The sequence below is a fragment of the Janibacter sp. CFPM2_SD2 genome (genome assembly GCF_057364645.1).
This window is the reverse complement of record NZ_JBNFOF010000040.1, coordinates 1-18,138: the sequence shown is the minus strand read 5'-3', so window position 1 is coordinate 18,138 and position 18,138 is coordinate 1. Positions and strand designations below refer to the sequence as shown.

The 18,138-nt window shown below is 72.9% G+C and carries 19 protein-coding genes and 5 pseudogenes; 13 read left to right on the top strand and 11 right to left on the bottom strand.

What is annotated here, in order from left to right:
• Positions 1-22: 22 nt before the first annotated feature.
• From AC2W7J_RS06050 to AC2W7J_RS06020, 7 genes and pseudogenes are all read left to right on the top strand, one after another.
• Positions 23-82, top strand: a pseudogene (locus AC2W7J_RS06050) (hypothetical protein); the annotation flags it as partial.
• A gap of 185 nt (positions 83-267) precedes the next feature.
• Entirely contained in the window at positions 268-651 is a 384-nt protein-coding gene (locus tag AC2W7J_RS06045) for a thioesterase family protein (protein ID WP_485981772.1), read from the top strand.
• Positions 652-700: 49 nt separating this feature from the next.
• Entirely contained in the window at positions 701-2,461 is a 1,761-nt protein-coding gene (locus AC2W7J_RS06040) for a DEAD/DEAH box helicase (RefSeq protein WP_485981768.1), read from the top strand.
• 1 nt (position 2,462) lies between these two features.
• On the top strand, positions 2,463-2,597 hold the full coding sequence (locus tag AC2W7J_RS06035; RefSeq protein WP_485981767.1) for a hypothetical protein: 135 nt from the start codon (positions 2,463-2,465) through the stop codon (positions 2,595-2,597).
• Entirely contained in the window at positions 2,582-2,743 is a 162-nt protein-coding gene (locus AC2W7J_RS06030; RefSeq protein WP_485981766.1) for a hypothetical protein, read from the top strand. The genes AC2W7J_RS06035 and AC2W7J_RS06030 overlap by 16 nt, the downstream gene beginning before the upstream one ends.
• Positions 2,740-3,057 (top strand): hypothetical protein, encoded by a 318-nt coding sequence (locus AC2W7J_RS06025; protein ID WP_485981765.1) that lies wholly within the window; start codon positions 2,740-2,742, stop codon positions 3,055-3,057. The genes AC2W7J_RS06030 and AC2W7J_RS06025 overlap by 4 nt, the downstream gene beginning before the upstream one ends.
• A gap of 48 nt (positions 3,058-3,105) precedes the next feature.
• Complete coding sequence (locus AC2W7J_RS06020) at positions 3,106-3,513, top strand: hypothetical protein (protein WP_421007411.1); 408 nt, start codon at positions 3,106-3,108, stop codon at positions 3,511-3,513.
• 28 nt (positions 3,514-3,541) lie between these two features.
• Here the strand turns inward: AC2W7J_RS06020 and AC2W7J_RS06015 are convergent, their stop codons facing one another.
• Positions 3,542-4,039 (bottom strand): Lrp/AsnC family transcriptional regulator, encoded by a 498-nt coding sequence (locus tag AC2W7J_RS06015; RefSeq protein WP_255183943.1) that lies wholly within the window; start codon positions 4,037-4,039, stop codon positions 3,542-3,544.
• A gap of 107 nt (positions 4,040-4,146) precedes the next feature.
• Between AC2W7J_RS06015 and hppD the strand changes: the two genes are divergently transcribed.
• The 4 genes from hppD (at position 4,147) to AC2W7J_RS05995 (ending at position 7,593) form a co-directional block, all read left to right on the top strand.
• Positions 4,147-5,367, top strand: a complete 1,221-nt coding sequence (gene hppD, locus AC2W7J_RS06010) for a 4-hydroxyphenylpyruvate dioxygenase (RefSeq protein WP_485981764.1) — start codon at positions 4,147-4,149, stop codon at positions 5,365-5,367.
• A gap of 122 nt (positions 5,368-5,489) precedes the next feature.
• On the top strand, positions 5,490-6,167 hold the full coding sequence (locus AC2W7J_RS06005) for a biliverdin-producing heme oxygenase (protein ID WP_485981763.1): 678 nt from the start codon (positions 5,490-5,492) through the stop codon (positions 6,165-6,167).
• A gap of 47 nt (positions 6,168-6,214) precedes the next feature.
• A complete protein-coding gene (locus tag AC2W7J_RS06000) occupies positions 6,215-6,673 on the top strand; it encodes a DedA family protein (protein WP_485981771.1) in 459 nt (152 codons plus the stop codon).
• Positions 6,674-7,113: 440 nt separating this feature from the next.
• Positions 7,114-7,593, top strand: coding sequence for an RDD family protein (locus AC2W7J_RS05995; RefSeq protein WP_485981770.1), 480 nt, complete (start codon positions 7,114-7,116; stop codon positions 7,591-7,593).
• 126 nt (positions 7,594-7,719) lie between these two features.
• Here AC2W7J_RS05995 and AC2W7J_RS05990 read toward each other — a convergent pair.
• Positions 7,720-9,030, bottom strand: a pseudogene (locus tag AC2W7J_RS05990) (isochorismatase family protein); the annotation flags it as partial.
• A 23-nt stretch (positions 9,031-9,053) separates the two neighbouring features.
• Positions 9,054-10,148 (bottom strand): serine hydrolase domain-containing protein, encoded by a 1,095-nt coding sequence (locus AC2W7J_RS05985; protein WP_485981762.1) that lies wholly within the window; start codon positions 10,146-10,148, stop codon positions 9,054-9,056.
• Between the two features lie 72 nt (positions 10,149-10,220).
• Between AC2W7J_RS05985 and AC2W7J_RS05980 the strand changes: the two are divergent.
• Positions 10,221-10,385 (top strand): annotated as a pseudogene (locus tag AC2W7J_RS05980) (nitroreductase family protein); the annotation flags it as partial.
• A 74-nt stretch (positions 10,386-10,459) separates the two neighbouring features.
• Complete coding sequence (locus AC2W7J_RS05975; RefSeq protein ID WP_485981773.1) at positions 10,460-10,804, top strand: nitroreductase family protein; 345 nt, start codon at positions 10,460-10,462, stop codon at positions 10,802-10,804.
• On the opposite strand, the gene AC2W7J_RS05970 is transcribed toward AC2W7J_RS05975, so the two are convergent.
• From AC2W7J_RS05970 to AC2W7J_RS05935, 8 genes and pseudogenes are all read right to left on the bottom strand, one after another.
• Positions 10,805-11,203, bottom strand: coding sequence for a VOC family protein (locus tag AC2W7J_RS05970; protein WP_485981761.1), 399 nt, complete (start codon positions 11,201-11,203; stop codon positions 10,805-10,807).
• A gap of 45 nt (positions 11,204-11,248) precedes the next feature.
• Positions 11,249-12,358 (bottom strand): uroporphyrinogen-III synthase, encoded by a 1,110-nt coding sequence (locus AC2W7J_RS05965; RefSeq protein ID WP_485981760.1) that lies wholly within the window; start codon positions 12,356-12,358, stop codon positions 11,249-11,251.
• Positions 12,355-12,747 carry a nitrite reductase small subunit NirD gene (nirD, locus tag AC2W7J_RS05960; RefSeq protein ID WP_007928184.1) on the bottom strand — a complete coding sequence of 131 codons (393 nt, stop codon included), beginning with the start codon at positions 12,745-12,747 and terminating at the stop codon, positions 12,355-12,357. Before nirD ends, AC2W7J_RS05965 begins: the two co-directional genes overlap by 4 nt.
• A pseudogene (gene nirB / locus AC2W7J_RS05955) lies at positions 12,744-15,336 on the bottom strand (nitrite reductase large subunit NirB). Before nirB ends, nirD begins: the two are co-directional and overlap by 4 nt.
• Positions 15,337-15,346: 10 nt before the next feature.
• The gene (locus AC2W7J_RS05950) at positions 15,347-16,579 is read right to left on the bottom strand and encodes an FAD-dependent oxidoreductase (protein ID WP_485981769.1); all 1,233 of its coding nucleotides are present in this window, start codon (positions 16,577-16,579) and stop codon (positions 15,347-15,349) included.
• A complete protein-coding gene (locus AC2W7J_RS05945; RefSeq protein ID WP_485981759.1) occupies positions 16,512-16,883 on the bottom strand; it encodes a hypothetical protein in 372 nt (123 codons plus the stop codon). Before AC2W7J_RS05945 ends, AC2W7J_RS05950 begins: the two co-directional genes overlap by 68 nt.
• Entirely contained in the window at positions 16,880-17,788 is a 909-nt protein-coding gene (locus AC2W7J_RS05940; protein ID WP_485981758.1) for a molybdopterin oxidoreductase family protein, read from the bottom strand. Before AC2W7J_RS05940 ends, AC2W7J_RS05945 begins: the two co-directional genes overlap by 4 nt.
• Positions 17,785-18,138: pseudogene (locus AC2W7J_RS05935) on the bottom strand (hypothetical protein); the annotation flags it as partial. The gene AC2W7J_RS05940 and the pseudogene AC2W7J_RS05935, both read right to left, overlap by 4 nt.

Here is an 18,138-nt window from a genome sequence, read left to right as displayed (position 1 = left end):
GACGCGGCTCGCGGACGTCCGCCTGGACATCCTCGGCCCGATCCCGGTCGCGCCGCTGACCGTCGACGTCACCGTGCTCCGCGGCGGCCGCTCGATGCAGCTGCTCGAGGCGACGGCCAGTGCCGACGGACGACCCGTGGCGTCGCCCGCGCCTGGCGCATCGTGCGGGCTCCCGACGACTTCCCGCGTGTCACCGGTCTGCGCGAGAGCGGCATCGAGCCGGTACCCGGGGCCACTGACGACTCCTCGCGGCTGGAGCTGCCCGGCATGCACGCCGACGGCTACCTCAGCGCCATCGAGTGGCGCTTCGTCTCCGGGGGAGTGGGCACCGGCGGCACCGCCGTGGCCTGGGGCCGGCAGCTGGTCCCGCTGCTGCCCGACGAGGAGCCGAGCCCGTGGGAGCGGGCCCTCGTCCTCGCCGACTCCGGTGGCGGCATCACCCTGACCGTCGACCCGCGGCAGCACACCTACATCAACTGCGACCTGCACGTCGTGCTCGACCGCGACCCCGACGGCGAATGGGTGCGCATGAGCTCCCAGGCGCTCGCGAGCCCCGGCCACGGCGGCACCGTCCACACGACGCTCGCGGACCAGCACGGTGACCTGGGCACCGGGGTGCAGACGATGGTGCTCCAGGACGCGCGGTCCTGAGCCGGCCGTTTGGGAGGTCGTCACCCCGGCGATCTAAGGTGACCCTGCGATGAGTCAGTCTGCTGCGTCCCACCTGTCACCCGCCTTCCCCCGGAGGGCCGCGTGGGGTACCGCCGGAGCGCTGCGCGCCTGGCAGGCCGACGCCCTGAAGAAGTACCTCTCCTCGGGCGCACCCGACTTCCTCGCCGTCGCGACGCCCGGCGCCGGCAAGACGACCTTCGCCCTGCGGGTGGCGACCGAGCTGCTCACCGCCGGAGAGGTCACCGCCGTGACCGTCGTGGCACCGACCGAGCACCTCAAGACCCAGTGGGCCGACGCGGCCGCCCGCGTCGGCATCCACCTCGACCCGAAGTTCTCCAACACCACCGCGGTGACGTCGAGCGACTACGACGGGGTGGCCGTCACCTACGCCCAGGTGGCGTCCCGCCCTTCGGTCCACGAGGACCGGACGAAGGCCGAGCGCACGCTCGTCATCCTCGACGAGATCCACCACGGCGGCGACAACAAGTCGTGGGGCGACGGGATCCGGCAGGCCTTCGAGCCGGCCACGCGGCGGCTCTCCCTGACGGGGACGCCCTTCCGCTCCGACACCAACCCCATCCCCTTCGTCGGCTACGAGTACGGCGAGGACGGGATCCTGCGCTCCAGCAGCGACTACGCCTACGGCTACTCCGACGCGCTGCGCGACGGCGTCGTCCGGCCGGTGCTCTTCATGGCCTACGGCGGGGCGATGCGCTGGCGCACCCGCGCCGGCGACGAGGTGGCCGCGCGGCTCGGCGAGCCGATGACCAAGGACCTCGTGGCCCAGGCCTGGCGCACCGCGCTCGACCCGAAGGGGGAGTGGATCCCCTCGGTCCTCGCCGCCGCCGACAAGCGCCTGACCGAGATCCGCCGCGGCGTGCCCGACGCCGGCGCCATGGTCATCGCGACCAACCAGACCCAGGCCCGCGCCTATGCCCGCATCCTCACCGAGCTCACGGGGGAGAAGCCGACCGTCGTCCTCTCCGACGACAACGGCGCCTCGCAGAAGATCGAGGACTACTCCGCGAGCACCTCGCGCTGGCTCGTCGCCGTGCGCATGGTGAGCGAAGGGGTGGACGTGCCCCGGCTGTGCGTCGGCGTCTACGCGACCTCGACGTCGACGCCGCTCTTCTTCGCGCAGGCGGTCGGGCGCTTCGTGCGGGCCCGCGCCCGCGGCGAGACCGCGAGCGTCTTCCTGCCGAGCGTTCCGGTGATCCTCGCCCACGCGGGCACCCTCGAGGAGCAGCGCGACCACGCCCTCGACCGGCCCGAGGCGGCGCAGGACGAGGCGCCGCTGTGGTCCGAGGAGGACGGCATGCTCGCCGCGGCCAACCGTGACGAGGGCGCCAGCGACGACCTGCTCGGCAGCTTCGAGGCGCTGGAGTCGGACGCGCACTTCGACCACGTGCTCTACGACAAGCAGCAGTTCGGCCTGCACGCCGAGGTCGGCTCCGAGGACGAGCAGGACTACCTCGGGCTGCCCGGGCTGCTCGAGCCCGACCAGGTGCACGCCCTGCTCAGCGAGCGGCAGACGAAGCAGTCCAAGAAGACCGGCCGCACCCGCCAGGACCAGGACGCCCCGATCGCTGCCCACCGGGCGCTCGCGGCCCAGCGCAAGGAGCTCAACAAGCTGGTGGCCGCCTATGCGACGAAGACCGGCTCCCCGCACGCCAACATCCACATGGACCTGCGGCGTGCGTGCGGCGGGCCCGAGCTCGCCCAGGCGACGAGCGAGCAGGTGACCGAGCGGATCGAACGGATCCGCCGCTGGTTCGTCGGGCGGCGCTGACATGACCCCGGCGGCCAGGGGGCGCGCCGGCACGTGGTTCTTCCTCGTGCTCGGTCCGGTCTTCGCCGCGTCCTACGCCTGGCTGGCGCTCGACAACGCGCTGCCCGGCTCCTCGCCGGCGTGCCGGTCGCGCTGACCGGCACCGGCCTCCTCACGCTCGCGCAGGTGCGCTGGCACCGCATGGCCGAGCCCGACGGCCAGGGCTGGCTCAGCGCGGCTGGCATCGTGCTGGTCGTCGGCTCGATCTGGGCCGCCTTCATGACGTCGAACGCGCTGGCGTGACGGCTCGCAGCTTCTGGCGCGGCGTGTGGGCCGACGACCGGCACGGGTTCGCCTTCGTCCTGGGCATGTGCGTCTTCTGGTTCGGGCCCCTGCTCTTCGGAGCCATCGCCCTCATGGCGCCGGGCACGATCCGGACGATGCTCGGCGGCGCCGTGATGGCCTTCGCGGGGTGGGTCCTCGCGTGGGTCGTGATGATCGGCAGGGCGCGAAGGGCGGCGCCCGGGGGCGACGTGGACCTCACCCCGACCCGGCCGATGCTGCTGCCCGCGGCGCTCATGGTCGGCGGCGTGGTCGTCTGCCTCCTGTCCTTCTGACCACCCGACGTCCCCCTATCCGGGTGGCGGCGCGGGCATCATGGGGACATGACCGTCTTCGCGTGGATCCTCGTGGCCCTGGGCGTGCTCGTGCTCGTCCTGACCCCGCTCCGGCTGCGGCGCTCGAAGGGCGAGCGCGGGATGACCGACTTCTCCGGGTGGGTGCTCAACGCCCACTCGATCACGCTCTTCATCGGCCTGGGGCTCATCTCGCTCCGGCTGCTCGACGTGCACACGTCGACGGCCGCGGCCTGGCTGGCCATCATCTGCATGGTCACCGCCTCGCTCATCGGCCTGAGCTTCCTCGGCCGGTGGCGTCGGACCGGCTCGCGGCACTCCGAGGCCTTCCAGGGCGACTCGTGGACCCGCGGGCCCTGGCTGTCGCAGATCGCGCACATCGGGGTGATGGTCGGGACGATCATCCTCGCCTGGATGCTGCTCGCCGACAAGATCTGAGAGAGCGCAGCCCACGGCCGGCCCGCGCTCACTGCCGGTGCGCGGCCGCCTCGACGAGGGGGCCGGTGCGCATCTCCATGTGGGTCACGAGGCAGATCGAGGTGCTCGCCCGCACGACATGCACGTCGTCGATGATCATGTCGATGACCCGCCCCAGGTCGGCGTTGTCCGTCGCGACGATGCGGATGATGAGGTCGCCGACGCCCGTCGTGCTGTGGATCTCGAGGACCTCCGGGATCGCCGTCAGGTGGTCGACCACGGCCTGGTGGCCGAGGCGCTGGCGGATCTCGAGGGTGCACAGGGCGGTGACCGGATAGCCCAGGGCCGCCGGGTCGATCGTCGGGGCCAGGGTGCGGATCACCCCCTTCGTCCTGAGGCGGTCGAGACGGGCCTGGACCGTCCCGCGGGCCACCCCGAGCTCACGGGAGGCGCCGAGGACACCGATCGTCGGGCTCGCGGACAGCAGGGCGATGAGGCGGGCGTCGAGGTCGTCGACGACCCGGGACGGCGTGGGCACGGTGCTCATGTGCAGATTGTCCCGTGAGTCATCGTGGACTAGCAACATATTGCGCAGCGTGTGCAGACGGATGAGGTGCCGTTGCACACCCTCCGCGACGCCGTCATCCTGACGCCATGTCCAACACCGCGGTTGAACTCACCAGGCAGGAGCGCGAGGCCGAGCTCGACCTCGACCAGCTCAAGCAGCTCGTCGGGCTCGTCGAGTACGACGAGGAGCGCGATCCCTTCCCCGTCACGGGCTGGGACGCGATCGTCTTCGTCGTCGGCAACGCGACGCAGACGGCGCACTACTACCAGAGCGCTTGGGGCATGGAGCTCGTCGGCTACTCCGGCCCCGAGCACGGCAACCGCGACCACAAGGCCTTCGTCCTCAAGTCCGGCTCGATCCGCTTCGTCGTCAAGGGCGCGGTCAGCCCCGACAGCCCGCTCATCGCCCACCACGCCACGCACGGCGACGGCGTCGTCGACATCTCCCTCGAGGTGCCCGACGTCGACAAGTGCATCGCCCAGGCCAAGGCGGCCGGCGCCACCGTCCTGCAGGAGCCCGAGACGGTGAGCGACGAGCACGGCTCGGTGCGCATCGGCGCGATCGCGACCTACGGCGAGACCCGGCACACCCTCGTGCAGCGCACCGTCGACGGCCAGACCTACGGCGGGGCCTACCTGCCGGGCTACGTCGAGCGCTCCTCGGCCTTCGTCAAGCGCGATGGCGCCCCCAAGCGGCTCTTCCAGGCCCTCGACCACATCGTCGGCAACGTCGAGCTGGGCAAGATGGACGAGTGGGTCGCCTTCTACAACCGGGTCATGGGCTTCGTGAACATGGCCGAGTTCGTCGGTGACGACATCGCGACCGAGTACTCGGCGCTGATGTCGAAGGTCGTCGCCAACGGCAACCACCGCGTGAAGTTCCCCCTCAACGAGCCCGCGATCGCGAAGAAGAAGTCGCAGATCGACGAGTACCTCGAGTTCTACACCGGCCCCGGTGCGCAGCACCTGGCGCTCGCGACGAACGACATCCTGCGCACGGTCGACGAGCTGACCAAGGAGGGCGTGGAGTTCCTCGACACCCCCGACGCCTACTACGACGACCCCGAGATGCGCGCCCGCATCGGCGAGGTCCGCGTGCCGATCGAGGAGCTGAAGGCCCGCAAGATCCTCGTCGACCGCGACGAGGACGGCTACCTGCTGCAGATCTTCACCAAGCCGCTGGGGGACCGGCCGACGGTCTTCTTCGAGATCATCGAGCGGCACGGCTCGCTCGGCTTCGGCAAGGGCAACTTCAAGGCGCTCTTCGAGTCCATCGAGCGCGAGCAGGACAAGCGCGGCAACCTCTGAGTCGTCACCGGACGTTGCTGGTGCGGGAGCGGGGAGTGGCTGGTCCACGCCTCGCTCCCGCGCTGTTGTCGCCGCGGTCCGCGCAGATAGGATGAGGTAACCCTCACCTCACCGGAGCTCTCATGGACCAGCCGTTGTCGACCGCCCTGCGGACCGAGACCGCGTCGGCCCACGAGGACGCCGAGGGGTCGGCCTTCGTCGAGCAGCTCATGGGCGGACTCGCCTGTCGCCCGGCCTTCGTCGCCCTGGTGGCGCAGCAGCTGGTCATCTACCGCGCGCTGGAGGAGGTGCTCTGGTCGGAGTACGCCGACCACCCCCTGCTGGGGCCGGTCATGGACCACCGCCTCGACCGCGTGCCCTCCCTCGAGCAGGACATGCGCTTTTTCGCCGGCGACGGCTTCGAGGCGCGGCTGGCGACGGGGGAGATCCACGTCGTGCCGGCGGCGGCGGACTACGCGACCGGGCTGCGTGAGGGGCATGCCCCGGAGGCGATGCTCGCCCACCACTACGTGCGCTACCTCGGCGACCTCTCGGGCGGGCAGATCATCGCGCGGATGGTCCAGCGCCACTACGGCATCGCGCCCGAGGGGCTGAACTTCTACCACTTCGAGCAGATCCCCAAGCCCAAGCCCTACAAGGACGCCTACCGCGCCGCGCTCGACTCCCTCGAGGTCGACGAGCCGACCCGCCGGCGCATCCTCGACGCGGCGGTCGACAGCTTCGAGCTCAACCGGCGGGTCTTCGCGGACCTGGGTGCGGCGCGTGCCCCGGAGCATGCTGCCGCCGGTGCCCCCACGTGACCTGGTCCCAGTTCCTGCCCACCTTCGGCGGGCTCTTCGTCATCGTCATGCTGCGGGCCAATGCCACCTACTGGCTCGGACGTGGTGCCGCCGCCGGTGGCCGCCGCTGGAGTGGGGCCGAGCGCGAGGCCGCTCCCGCATGGCGGAAGGCCCGCGAGCTCGTCAACCGCTGGGGCCCGATCGCCGTCGTCCTGTGCTTCTTCACGGTCGGCATCCAGACCGCGGTCAACGCGACCGCGGGCTTCACGCGCATGCCCCTGCGCCGCTACCTGCCCGCAGTGACCCTCGGGTCGATCGTCTGGGCGACGATCTACGCGACCATCGGCCTGGCTGCGGCGCGGGCATGGCTCGCGGCTGCGGCCCGCTCGCCGGTCGGCGCCACGCTCGCCGCCGTCGCGTCGTCCTCGCGGTGGTCGCGATCGTCTGGGCCCGCAGCCGACGCCATCGCGTCGAGGAGTCCCACGCGCCCGACCCCAATGTGGTGCGGGACGAGTCGAGCGCCATGAGATCGTGAGGGCATGAGCACCCCCGAGCGCGCCGGCTGGTACGACGACCCCGACGACGACTCCCGGCTGAGGTACTTCGACGGCATCATCTGGAGCGACCGGACCGAGCCCAAGCAGACCCGGCAGCCGCGGCCCCCGGCGGAGCCCACGACCGGTGGTGACCCGGCCGGAGGACCGTACGCCGGCGCATCGGGCGGGCCGGCGGCCGGGCAGCCTCGACCCGGGACCGACGTCTTCGGCCGGCCACCCCGACCGAGACCCACGGTCAGTGGCAGGGTCACGGCCAGTGGCAGGGGCAGCACCAGTGGCCGGGCCACGGTGGCCACCAGCCCGCTGGCCACGGCTACGCCCAGCCCGAACCGACGACGGCCGACGGGCAGCCGCTGGCGAGCTATGGTCCGCGGGTCGGCGCCTACATCGTCGACGGCCTGATCGTCGCGGTGCTCAACCTGCTCGTCGCCGGCTGGGCATGGTGGCTGTGGCTGGCGGACTACTGGAACTTCGTCTACGACGCCGCCCTGCGCGGCGACCAGGGCGCCATCGAGGGCCTGACCCCCGGTGAGCTCACCGCGATGTTCGACTGGACCTACTTCTTCATCGCAACCGGACTGTCGCTCCTGGTCCAGTGCGTCTACCACGTCGGCTTCCTCAGGGCGCGCAACGCGACGCCCGGCAAGATGATGCTCGGGCTGTCGGTGCGCCGCGTCGACCAGCCCGGGCGCCTCGCGGTGGGCACGGCCTTCATGCGGATGCTGCTGCCCCTGGGCGTGGGACTGCTGTCGATGGTGCCCCTGCTGAGCTATCTCGTCTTCTTCGTCACGCTCGCCGACCTGCTGTGGCCGCTGCGGGACCCGCGTCGGCAGGCGCTGCACGACAAGATCGCCGGCACCCAGGTCGTGCGGGGGCGTCAGCCGCGCTGAGCGGCGTCGGCGCCGTCGCCGTAGTGCAGCAGGACCGCGCGGATCAGCGCGCCCATGCGGCTGCGCGTCGGGGACGAGCGGCTCGACCCCCTTCGCTCGTAGCGGCGCGGCGGTGACCGGACCGACGGCCGCGACGAGCAGATCCTCCTCGCGGGTGCGGCGCACGATCTCGTCGGCGACCCCGGCCTCCTCGGCGGCGGCCCACCACGAGGCGACGGCCGGTGCCGAGGTGAAGACCACGACGTCGACCCGGCCGTCCGCCGCGTCCCGGGTCGAGGCCGTCACCGCCGCGGGGTTCGGCGCGGGACCCCAGCGGTAGACGACGAAGGGAGCGACCTTGGCCCCGGCCTGTGCCAGGGCGTCGTCGATGCCGTCGGAGCCGCTGCCGTGGTGCTGGACCGCCACGGTCGTGCCGGCGACGCCCCGCTCGAGCAGGTGCTCGATGATCTCGGCGGCCGTCTCGGACTCGGCGACCCAGTCGGCGCGCAGACCGCGGGAGATGAGCGCGCCCTTGGCCTTCGGCCCGCGCGCGACGACGTAGGCATCGGCCAGGGCCCGGCGCAGGTCCTCGTCGAGCCCGGCGACCTCGGCGGCCTCCATCCAGCCACGCAGACCCGCACCCGTCGTGATGACGAGGGTGTCGGGCGGGTCGGCGACCAGGGCGCGGGTGTCGTCGACGAGCTGCTCGTCGTCGCTGTGGTGGACGATCGTCATCGCGGGTGCGTGGTGGATCGTTGCGCCCCGCCGGGCGAAGGCATCGGCGAGGTCGTCGCTGCGGCGGTCGGCGGTGATCAGGACGGTGCGCCCGGCCATGACCGGGGGGAGGCCGCTCACGAGCCGTCCGTCGTGGCCCCGGCGGCCGCCATCTCGGCGAGGGCCGCCCCGGGTCGTCTCGGGGGCGGACGCCGGCGGAATGGCGTCGGTGAGCAGCCGCACGGCGAATCCCTCGCGCAGCGCGTCCAGGACCGTGGCCCGCACGCAGTGGTCGGTCGCGATGCCGGCCACGTCGAGGTCGGTGATGCCGTGGTGGCGCAGCCACGCGCTCAGGCCGGTGCGACCGTCGCCGGCGCTGATGCCCTCGAAGCCGCTGTAGGCCGCGTCCGTCATCCCCTTGCGGAAGACCTCGTCGACGTGGGCCAGCGCGGGCTCGAGCGCGGGGTGGAAGTCGGCGCCCGGGGTGTCGGCAGCGCAGTGGACCGGCCAGGTCGTCGCGTAGTCGGGCTCGCCGTCGGTGGCCCAGTGCTCGCCGGGGTCGTGGTGCCAGTCGGCCGTGGCGACCACGGCCGCGTAGTCGCGGTGCCCGAGGTCGTGGCCCTGCCAGTCGTCGAGCACGCGCTCAGCCGCCCGTGCGGCGACTGCGGCTCCACCCGTCACGGCGAGGGAGCCCCCTTCGCAGAAGTCGTTCTGGATGTCGACGAGGACGAGTGCGCGGCCCATGCCTGTGAAGGATGCCATGCCGCTCAGCCGAAGAGGCTCCAGAAGCCGTCGAAGGCCGTGATCGTCGCGGGGGACTCGACCGTGACCGCCGTGGCGAGGAAGGCCGCCCGGCCCGTCGCCGGATCGGCGTAACCGATGGTGCCGAGCCCGCCGGCCCAGCCGATGACGCCCGTGGAGCGCACCTCGACGGCGAGGCCCCAGTCGCTGTCGGGCTCGATGAACCCCGCTGCGGTGCGCCGCTGCTCGTCGGTGAGGGACCCGGTGCGCAGGGCCGCGAGGGACTCCGGCGACAGGACGCTAGGCCCGCCCACGAGGGAGCGCAGGAAGGCCAGCTGGTCGGGCACGGTCGAGACGAGTCCGGTGGAGAGCGAGGCACAGGCAGGTGGCTCGACGTAGGTGCCCGCCGGGAGCTCGACGGGCTTGATCCCTCCCTCCTCGGGAGCCAGCGGTGGCGCGAGACGGCCGGGGTCGGCGGTGTAGCCCGTGCCCGTCATCCCGAGCGGCCGCAGCACGTGCTCGGCGAGCAGCTCGGGGACGCTCGACCCGGTGGCCCGGGCGAGCAGGACCCCGAGGACGTCGCTTCCCGTGTGGTAGCGCCAGGCCGTGCCCGGCTGGTCGGCCAGCGGCAGGCTGCCGAGTCGCCGCACGAAGTCGTCGGGTGACATGGGCGGGCACCAGGGGCCGGGGGCGACCTGCTCACGGGCGAGGGCATCGGCGAGGGGGCCGGGCTCGCTCACCCAGCCGAAGCCCGGGGTCATCGTCAGCAGGTGCCGCAGCGTGATCGGTCGCTCGGCGGGGACGGTGGCGGACAGATCGGCCGAGGGGTCGACGAGCACCCTCGGGTCGGCCAGCTCGGGCAGCCACGCCGCCACGGGGTCGTCGAGGGTGAGGACGCCGAGCTCGACCAGGCGCAGTGCGAGGACGCCACCGATGGGCTTGGTGCACGAGCTGAGGGCGACCTGGGTGTCCCGCGTCATCGGTGCTCCGTCGGGGGAGCGGGCCCCACCCACGCGCAGGCGGGCTCCGTCGGCATCCGCCACGCCGACCGCCCAGCCCGCGAGCTCGCCGGCACCCTGCAGCCGGTCGAGGGTGCGGGTGAGGTCCTCGAGTGCGTTCATCGCCCCACCGTGGCACGGGTCTGCCGGGCGCGGCGAAGGGGGAGCGGCCCCCTTCGGCAGCACACTGGAGCCATGACCTCGTGCACGATCCCCGACCTCCCCGAGCTGCACCCGACGCTGGCCCACCGCTTCAGCCCGGTGCGCTTCCGGGAGGACGCCGTGGTCGAGCGCGCGCACGTCGAGACGCTGCTCGAGGCCGCTCGGCGCGCGCCCTCCGCGGGCAACTCGCAGCCGTGGCGCTTCGTCGTGGGGGTGCGGGGGGACGACGTGCACGAGCGCATCGTGCGCCACCTGGCCCGCAGCTCAGGGGCGTGGGCGCCGCCGCGTCGGCGATCGTGGTCAACCTCGCCGTGGTGGGCATCGAGGGCGCGCCGGGCTGGGAGTACTCGGAGTTCGCGACCTACGACCTTGGTCAGGCGGTGGCGCACATGTGCGTCCGGGCGCTGACCATCGGGCTGGACAGCCACCAGTTCCGGGCCTTCGACCGCGAGGCGGTGGCGGCGGAGCTCGCCGTCCCGCCGCACCTCGAGGTCGTCTCGATGACGGCCTTCGGCGTGGCCGATCACCGCCCGGGCGAGATCCCGTCACCCGGGACGAGTCGGGAGCGGCTCGCGCTCGAGGAGATCGTCTGGCTCGACGCCGGCGACGGGGCCTGATCAGTCCCGGGCGGCCAGCTCACCGTCGGACCTCAGCACGCAGAACAGGTTGCCCTCCGGGTCGGCGAGGGTCACCCACCCGGTGCCGGGCCCGTACTTCCCCCGCAGGTCGTCGTGGAGGCTCGCGCCGTGGGCGAGCAGGCGCTCGACCTCCTCGGCCTGCGTCAGGTCGGTCGGCCGCAGGTCGTAGTGCATCTTGGTCTTGCCCGGCGTGGGGTCGGAGACCTCGATGAAGAGCACCCGGTGCCCCGTGACCGGGTCGACGAGCATGCACTCCTCGTGCCCGGGGAGGTTGGGATCGCCCGGCACGTCGGTGTAGCCGATGACGCCCTTCCACCACTCGCTGAGGGCGTAGGCGTCGCGGCAGTCGAGGGTGGTGTGCGAGATGCGGGAGGTCATCCGCTCACCCTCCCGGCAGGTCAGCGGAGCCGCAAGCGGATTGCGTCAGGCCGTCGCGAGCCGGTAGCCCCGCTTGACGACCGTCTCGACGACCCGTCGGTCCCCGATCGCCTCACGCAGCCGTCCGACGGCCACCTCGACGGCGTGACCGCTCGCGGAGTCGCCCGGCAGCACCTCGAGGACCTCGGCACGGGTGACGACATCTCCCTTCGCGTCGATGAGCAGATGGAGCACGGACAGGCCGCTCGGGGAGATGGCGAGCACCCGGTCGCCGAGGAGCGCGGCGGTGCTGCGCAGCTGCAGCGGTCCGGCGACGGTCTCGACGGCGGTGGCCATCACCGCCTCGTAGTGGCCGACCACGGCTCGCACGAGCGACCCCAGCCGGGCCCGCTCCGGGAGCAGCGGGCTGATGCCGACGTGCTCCAGCGGGCGCGCGGTGACCGGCCCGACGGCCGCGACGACGAGACGGCCGGTGCGGACCCGGCCGACGATCGACGGCACGACCGCCGGCGTCCGAGCCGTGTCGAGCCAGGCCGCCGCAGCCGGCGCGGAGGTGAAGACGACGACGTCGATGTCACCCACGGCCGCCTGCTCGACGCCGCAGGTCACCGCGTCGGCATCCGGTGGTGGCCCCCAGCGGTAGACCACGAGAGAAGTCACCGTGGCACCGGCGGTCGCCAGATCGACGTCGAGCTCGTCGCACCCTGCGCCGTGGTGCTGGATCGCGATGCGTTGTCCCGCAACGCCTTCGGTGATCAGGAAGTCACGGATCTCAGCGGAGGTCTCCGACTCGGCGACCCAGTCCGCGTCGTGCCCGGCCGCCTGGATCGCGCCGCGCGCCTTGGGGCCGCGGGCGACGATCCGGGTCCGGTCCAGGACCTCGTGCAGCTCCTCTCCGAGACCTGCGGCGTCGGCCGCCTCCACCCACCCGCGGAACCCGATCGCCGTCGTCACCACGACGACGTCGGGCGGTGCGGCGAGGAGGCTCCGCGTCCGCTCCACGAGCTCCGCGTCCGCGGTGTGGGGCACGATCGTCAGCGTCGGCGTGTGCAGCACCCGGGCACCGCGCCGCTCGAGGGCGGCGCGCAGGTCGCCGGCGCGTCGGTCCCCGGTGACGAGGACGACGCACCCGGCGAGCAGCTGCGGCAGGCTCACGTGACGCTGCGGTCGAAGGGAGGTCCCGTCACCTCGTCGCCGAACGGCTCGACCCAGACCTCGCCGTCGACGACCGTCACGGGCCAGGTGCGCAGGTCGACCGGCTCGCTGCCGGCCCCGTCGAGGCAGGTGCCGGTGCGCAGGTCCCACACCTGCTTGTACATCGGCGAGATGACGGTCGGGACCCCACCACGCGTGCCGACGAGGCCGCGGGCGATGACGTGCGCGCCGCTGTAGGGGTCGCGGTTGGCGATGCCGTGGACCTCGTCGTCATGCGTGCGGACCAGCGCGACCTGCACACCATCGACGAGGGCGACCGCGCCGCGCTCGGGAACGAGGTCGGTGAGGGCGCACAGGCGCACGCGGGCCTGTGGGGGAGCAGCGGTCATGAGCGGACCTCCAGAGTCGTGCCGGCGATGAGGACGGACCCGGAGGTGCGCTCCTCCGGGGTGGCGGGACGGGCCTGGCCGCGCTCGCCGACGTAGGCGAGCGAGTCGTCGACCGCGTCCGGGGCATTGACGAAGGACGCGAAGCGGGCCAGCTTGTCGGGGTCGGCGAGCGTGGCCGCCCACTCGTCGCGGTAGTTGCCGACGTGCGCGGCCATCGCGGCGTCGAGGTCGTCGGCGATGCCGAGGCTGTCGTCCATGACGACGGCACGGATCGCGTCCAGACCCCCTTCGTGCTCCTCGACCCAGGGGGCGGTGCGCTGCAGCCGGTCAGCCGTGCGCACGTAGTACATGAGGAAGCGGTCGATGGTGCGCACGAGCGTCTCGGTGTCGAGGTCCTCGGCGAGCAGGCGGGCGTGCTTGGGGGTGAATCCGCCGTTGCCGCCGACGTAGAGGTTCCACCCCTTGTCGGTGGCGATGATGCCGACGTCCTTGCCGCGGGCCTCGGCGCACTCACGGGCGCACCCGGAGACGCCGAGCTTGATCTTGTGCGGCGAGCGGAGCCCGCGGTAGCGCAGCTCGAGGTCGATCGCGAGGCCGACGGAGTCCTGCACGCCGAAGCGGCACCACGTCGAGCCGACGCAGGACTTCACCGTACGCAGCGACTTGCCGTAGGCGTGACCCGACTCGAAGCCGGCGTCGACCAGCCGCCGCCAGATGCCGGGCAGCTGGTCCATCCGGGCACCGAAGAGGTCGATCCGCTGGCCGCCGGTGATCTTCGTGTAGAGGCCGAACTCCCGGGCCACCTCGCCGATCGCGATGAGTCCTTCGGGCGTCACCTCGCCGCCGGGGATGCGCGGGACGACCGAGTAGGAGCCGTCCTTCTGCAGGTTGGCCATGACGTGGTCGTTGGTGTCCTGCAGGGTCGCCTGCTCGCCGTCGAGGATGTGGCCGGTGCCCAGCGAGGCGAGGATCGAGCCGATGACCGGCTTGCAGATGTCGCAGCCGCGACCGGTCCCGTGGCGCTCGATGATCTCGCTGAAGGTCCGCAGCCCCTGGACCCGGACGATGTCGAAGAGCTGGGCCCGCGACTGCTCGAAGTGCTCGCACAGCGCACTGCTCACCTCGACGCCGGCGGCGGCGAGCTCGCTCGTCACGAGCTTCTTGACCAGCGGAAGGCAGGAGCCGCAGCTCGTGCCCGCGAGGGTGCACGCCTTGACGCCGGCGAGGTCGGTGCATCCCCCTTCGCCGACGGCACAACGGATCTCGCCCGCGGTGACGTTGTTGCAGGAGCACACGGCGGCCTCGTCCGGCAGGTCGCCGGCCGGTGCGGGCGCGGCCCCCTCGGGCAGCAGGTAGGCCGCGGGGTCGCCGCCGAGCTCGCGACCGACCATCGGGCGAAGGGAGGAGTAGGCACTGGCGTCGCCGACGAGGATGCCGCCGCGCAGGGTGCGGGCGTCGTCGCTCATGACGAGCTTCTTGTAGACCCCCGCGACCGGGTCGGAGATGACGACCTCGAGCGAGCCGGGCTCCTGCGCGAAGGCATCGCCGAAGCTCGCGACGTCGACGCCCAGGAGCTTGAGCTTGGTCGACAGGTCGGCGCCGGGGAAGGTCCCGGCGCCGCCGAGCAGCCGGTCGGCGACGATCTCGGCCATCGTGTACCCGGGGGCGACCAGGCCGAGGCAGCGACCGCCGATGCAGGCGACCTCGCCGATCGCGTGGATCGCGGGATCGGCTGTGGCACAGGCGTCGTCGACGACGACGCCCCCCGCGCTCGCCGATCTCGAGGCCGGCCTCGCGGGCGAGCTCGTCCCGCGGGCGGACACCCACGGCGAAGACGACGACGTCCACGTCGAGCGCGGGGCCCTCGCTGAACTTCATCCGGGAGACGGCGCCCCGCTCGCCGACGATCTTCGACGTCGCGGTCGAGGTGCGCACCGAGACCCCGAGCCCCTCGATGAGCCGCTTGAGCCCCTCGCCGCCACCCTCGTCCACCTGCAGCGGCATGAGTCGCGGCGCGAACTCGACGACCGTCGTCTCGACCTCGAGGGCTCGCAGGGCGCCGGCCGCCTCGAGGCCGAGCAGGCCGCCGCCGACGACCGCGCCGCGGACCGGCCGGTCGAGCTCCTCCCGGCGGGTCTCGACGAACTCCCGCAGGTCGGCGACGTCGTCGATCGTGCGGTAGACGAAGGCCCCGCGCAGGTCCTTGCCGGGCACGGGCGGCACGGCGGCGTAGGAGCCGGTCGCGAGGACGAGCGAGTCGTAGGGCAGGACCTGGCCGCTGCTCGTCGTCACCGTCCTGGCGTCGCGGTCGATGCTCTCGGCCCGTACACCTCGGCGCAGCGTGACGAGCGGGTCGTCCCACAGCTCCTGCCCGCCGAGGGCGAGGTCCTCGGGGTGACGCCCGGTGAAGTAGGAGGTGAGGGCGACGCGGTCGTAGGGCGCGCGCGGCTCCTCGCACAGCAGCGTTACGGCCCAGCGCCCGGCGTCGTCCCGGGCGCGCAGCGCGTCGACGAGCCGGCGGGCGACCATGCCGCCGCCGACGATGACGAGTTGCTGCGGCTCGGTGGTGGAGGTCGTGGTCTCTGGCATGGCGCTCAACTTAGGAAGCCCTCGTTTCGGCTCGGTCTTGGTCGTGTTTCCCCGGTGTGAACCCGTCCTCACCGGGCGAGGTCGCGGGCTGTGAGTGGGCCCCGTCGGCGCCGAGCCAGTCGAGGATCCCGCACACCGCGTCGGTGCACCCGCCGCAGCCGGTCGTCGCCCTGGTGCTCGCGGCGATCTGCTCCACCGTCGTTGCGCCAGAGGCGAACTCGGCGCGGATGTCCCCCTTCGTCACGCCGTTGCAGCGGCAGATCGTCGCCCGGTCCGGGATGAGCGAAGGGGAGTCCCGTCGCGTCGTCGTGGCGGCCGGCGCGACCGCCGGCAGCAGCAGGTGCGCCGGGTCGGCCGGCAGGGGCGTGCGGCGGGTGTAGGTGGTGATCAGGTCGGTGCCGACGCGACCCGCGCCGACGGTCGTGGCGCCCACGAGCAGGCCGTCGCGCACGACGACCTCCAGGTGCCGTCCGGCGGCGGGGTCGCTGAGCTGCACGACGCGCAGGCCGGGGTCGTCGACCCGCCCGCTGCCGCACACACCCATCGTCACGATGTCGACACCGTGGGTCTTGGGCTTGACGACGTCGCCGACGCCGGTGGTCACGGTCTCGGGGTCGCGACCGGTGAGCAGGTCGGCGAGACGACGGGCCTGCTCCCACCCCTGGGCGACGAGGCCGGTGGCGCCGCCGGGAGGTTGGGCGCAGTCACCGATGGCGTGCACGTGCGGGTCGCTCGTCGTCAGGTCGGCGTCGACGAGGATGCCGCGGTCGACGTCGATCCCGGCCGCCTCGGCCAGCTGGGTGCTGGGCACGGTGCCGGTCGACAGCACGAGCAGGTCGGCGGCGAGCACCTCGCCGTTCGTCAGGTGCACCCGTCGCAGCCGGCCCTCCTCGATGACGACCTCCTGCGCCCCGACGCCGACGCGCTGGTCGACACCGGTGCGGCGCAGCGTCGACTCGACGACGCGGCTGGCGGCCTCGTCGAGCTGACGCTCCATGAGGGCGGGGGAGGGGTGGACGACGGTGACGGCGAGGTCGCGTCGGGCGAGCCCGCTCGCGGCCTCGAGACCGAGCACGCCGCCGCCGAGGACGATGGCGCGTCGGGCGTTGAGCGTCGCCGCGATGATCTCGCGGGCGTCGTCGATGGAGCGCAGCACGTGCACCCCGCTCGGCAGGTCACCGCTGCCGGGACCGTCCCCGAGACCCGGGACCGCTGGGACCCTGGCCGCCGCACCCGTGGCGATGACGAGCTCGTCGTAGGGGACGCGTGTGTCGTCGCGAGCACGACGTCGCGGCGCTCGCGGTCATCGCCCGCACCGCGACGCCGCGCTGCACCGTGACGCGCGGGTGGTCGGGCGCGGGCAGGGTGATCGCCGAGAGGCCGCGCGTGCCCGCGACGACGTCGCTGAGCAGCACCCGGTTGTAGGGCTCGCAGGCCTCGTCGCCGAGCACGGTGACGAGGTGTTCGCCGGCGTGGTCGGCGGCCGTGAGGTCCTCGACGAAGCGGGACCCGACCATCCCGTAACCGATGACGACGATGTGGCTCATGCGCTGACCTCCAGCGGCTCGGGGACGAGATCGGTGGTGCTGGCGGCGACGTCGACGGCGCACACCTTGAACTCCGGCATCGACGAGATCGGGTCGACCGCGTCGTTGGTCGCCCGGTTGACGCTCCCGGCGCGGCGAAGTGGAAGGGCATGAAGACGGTGTCCGGCCGACCGGTCGGTGATCCGCGCGGGAGCGGTGACCGTGGCCCGCGCGGTGCGCAGGTCGAGTGGGTCGCCCTCCTCGATGCCCAGGCGGTGGGCGAGGAGTGGGTGTACCTCGACGAAGGGAGTCGGTTGCGCCGCGAGGAGCGCTGCCACCCGGCGGGTCTGTGCCCCCGACTGGTAGTGCTCGAGGACGCGCCCGGTGATGAGGAAGAGCGGGGCATCGCGCCGCAGGTCCTCGGTCGGACCGACGTGGTCGACGGGCACGAGCCGAGCACGGCCGTCGGGCGTGGGGAAGTCGTCGAGGAAGGCGCGCGGGGTGCCCGGATGAGGTGCCTCCCCTTCGCCGCTGGCGGGGCAGGGCCAGTGCAGGTCGCTCTCGCGGTCGAGGCGGGCGTGGCTGAGCCCGGAGTAGTCGGCGCGGCCGCCGGCGCTCGCCCTGGCCAGCTCGTCGAAGACCTCCGACGGGACCGTCGACCACGTGCCCGGGGCATCGAGGCGAGCGGCGAGCTGCGACCACACCCACAGCTCCGAGACGACTCCCTCGGGCGGGTCGATCGCCTTGCGGCGCCGGATGATCCGGCCCTCGAGGTTGGTCATCGTGCCCTCCTCCTCGGCCCACTGCGTGACGGGCAGCACGATGTCGGCGAGGGCGACGGTCTCGGAGGGGACGACGTCGCACACGACGAGCAGGTCGAGGGCGCGCAGTCGCTCAGCGACCGCGTCCGCCCGGGGCGCGCTCACGACGGGGTTGGCCCCGTGGACGAGGAGTGCTCGGGGTCCGCCGGGGGTGCCGAGGGAGCGCAGCAGCTCGACGGCCGGCGAGGCCGGGCCGGGCAGGTCGTCGGCGTCGACGCCCAGACCGCGGCGACGTGCTCGCGGGCGGCCGAGTCGGCGATCATCCGGTAGCCGGGCAGCTGGTCCGCCTTCTGCCCGTGCTCGCGCCCACCCTGGCCGTTGCCCTGACCCGTGAGGGCGCCGTAGCCGCTCCCTTCGCGTCCGACGAGGCCGAGCGCGAGGGCGAGGTTGATCGCGGCGGTGACCGTCGCGTGCCCTGGCTGGACTGCTCGACACCGCGCCCGGTGAGGACGTGC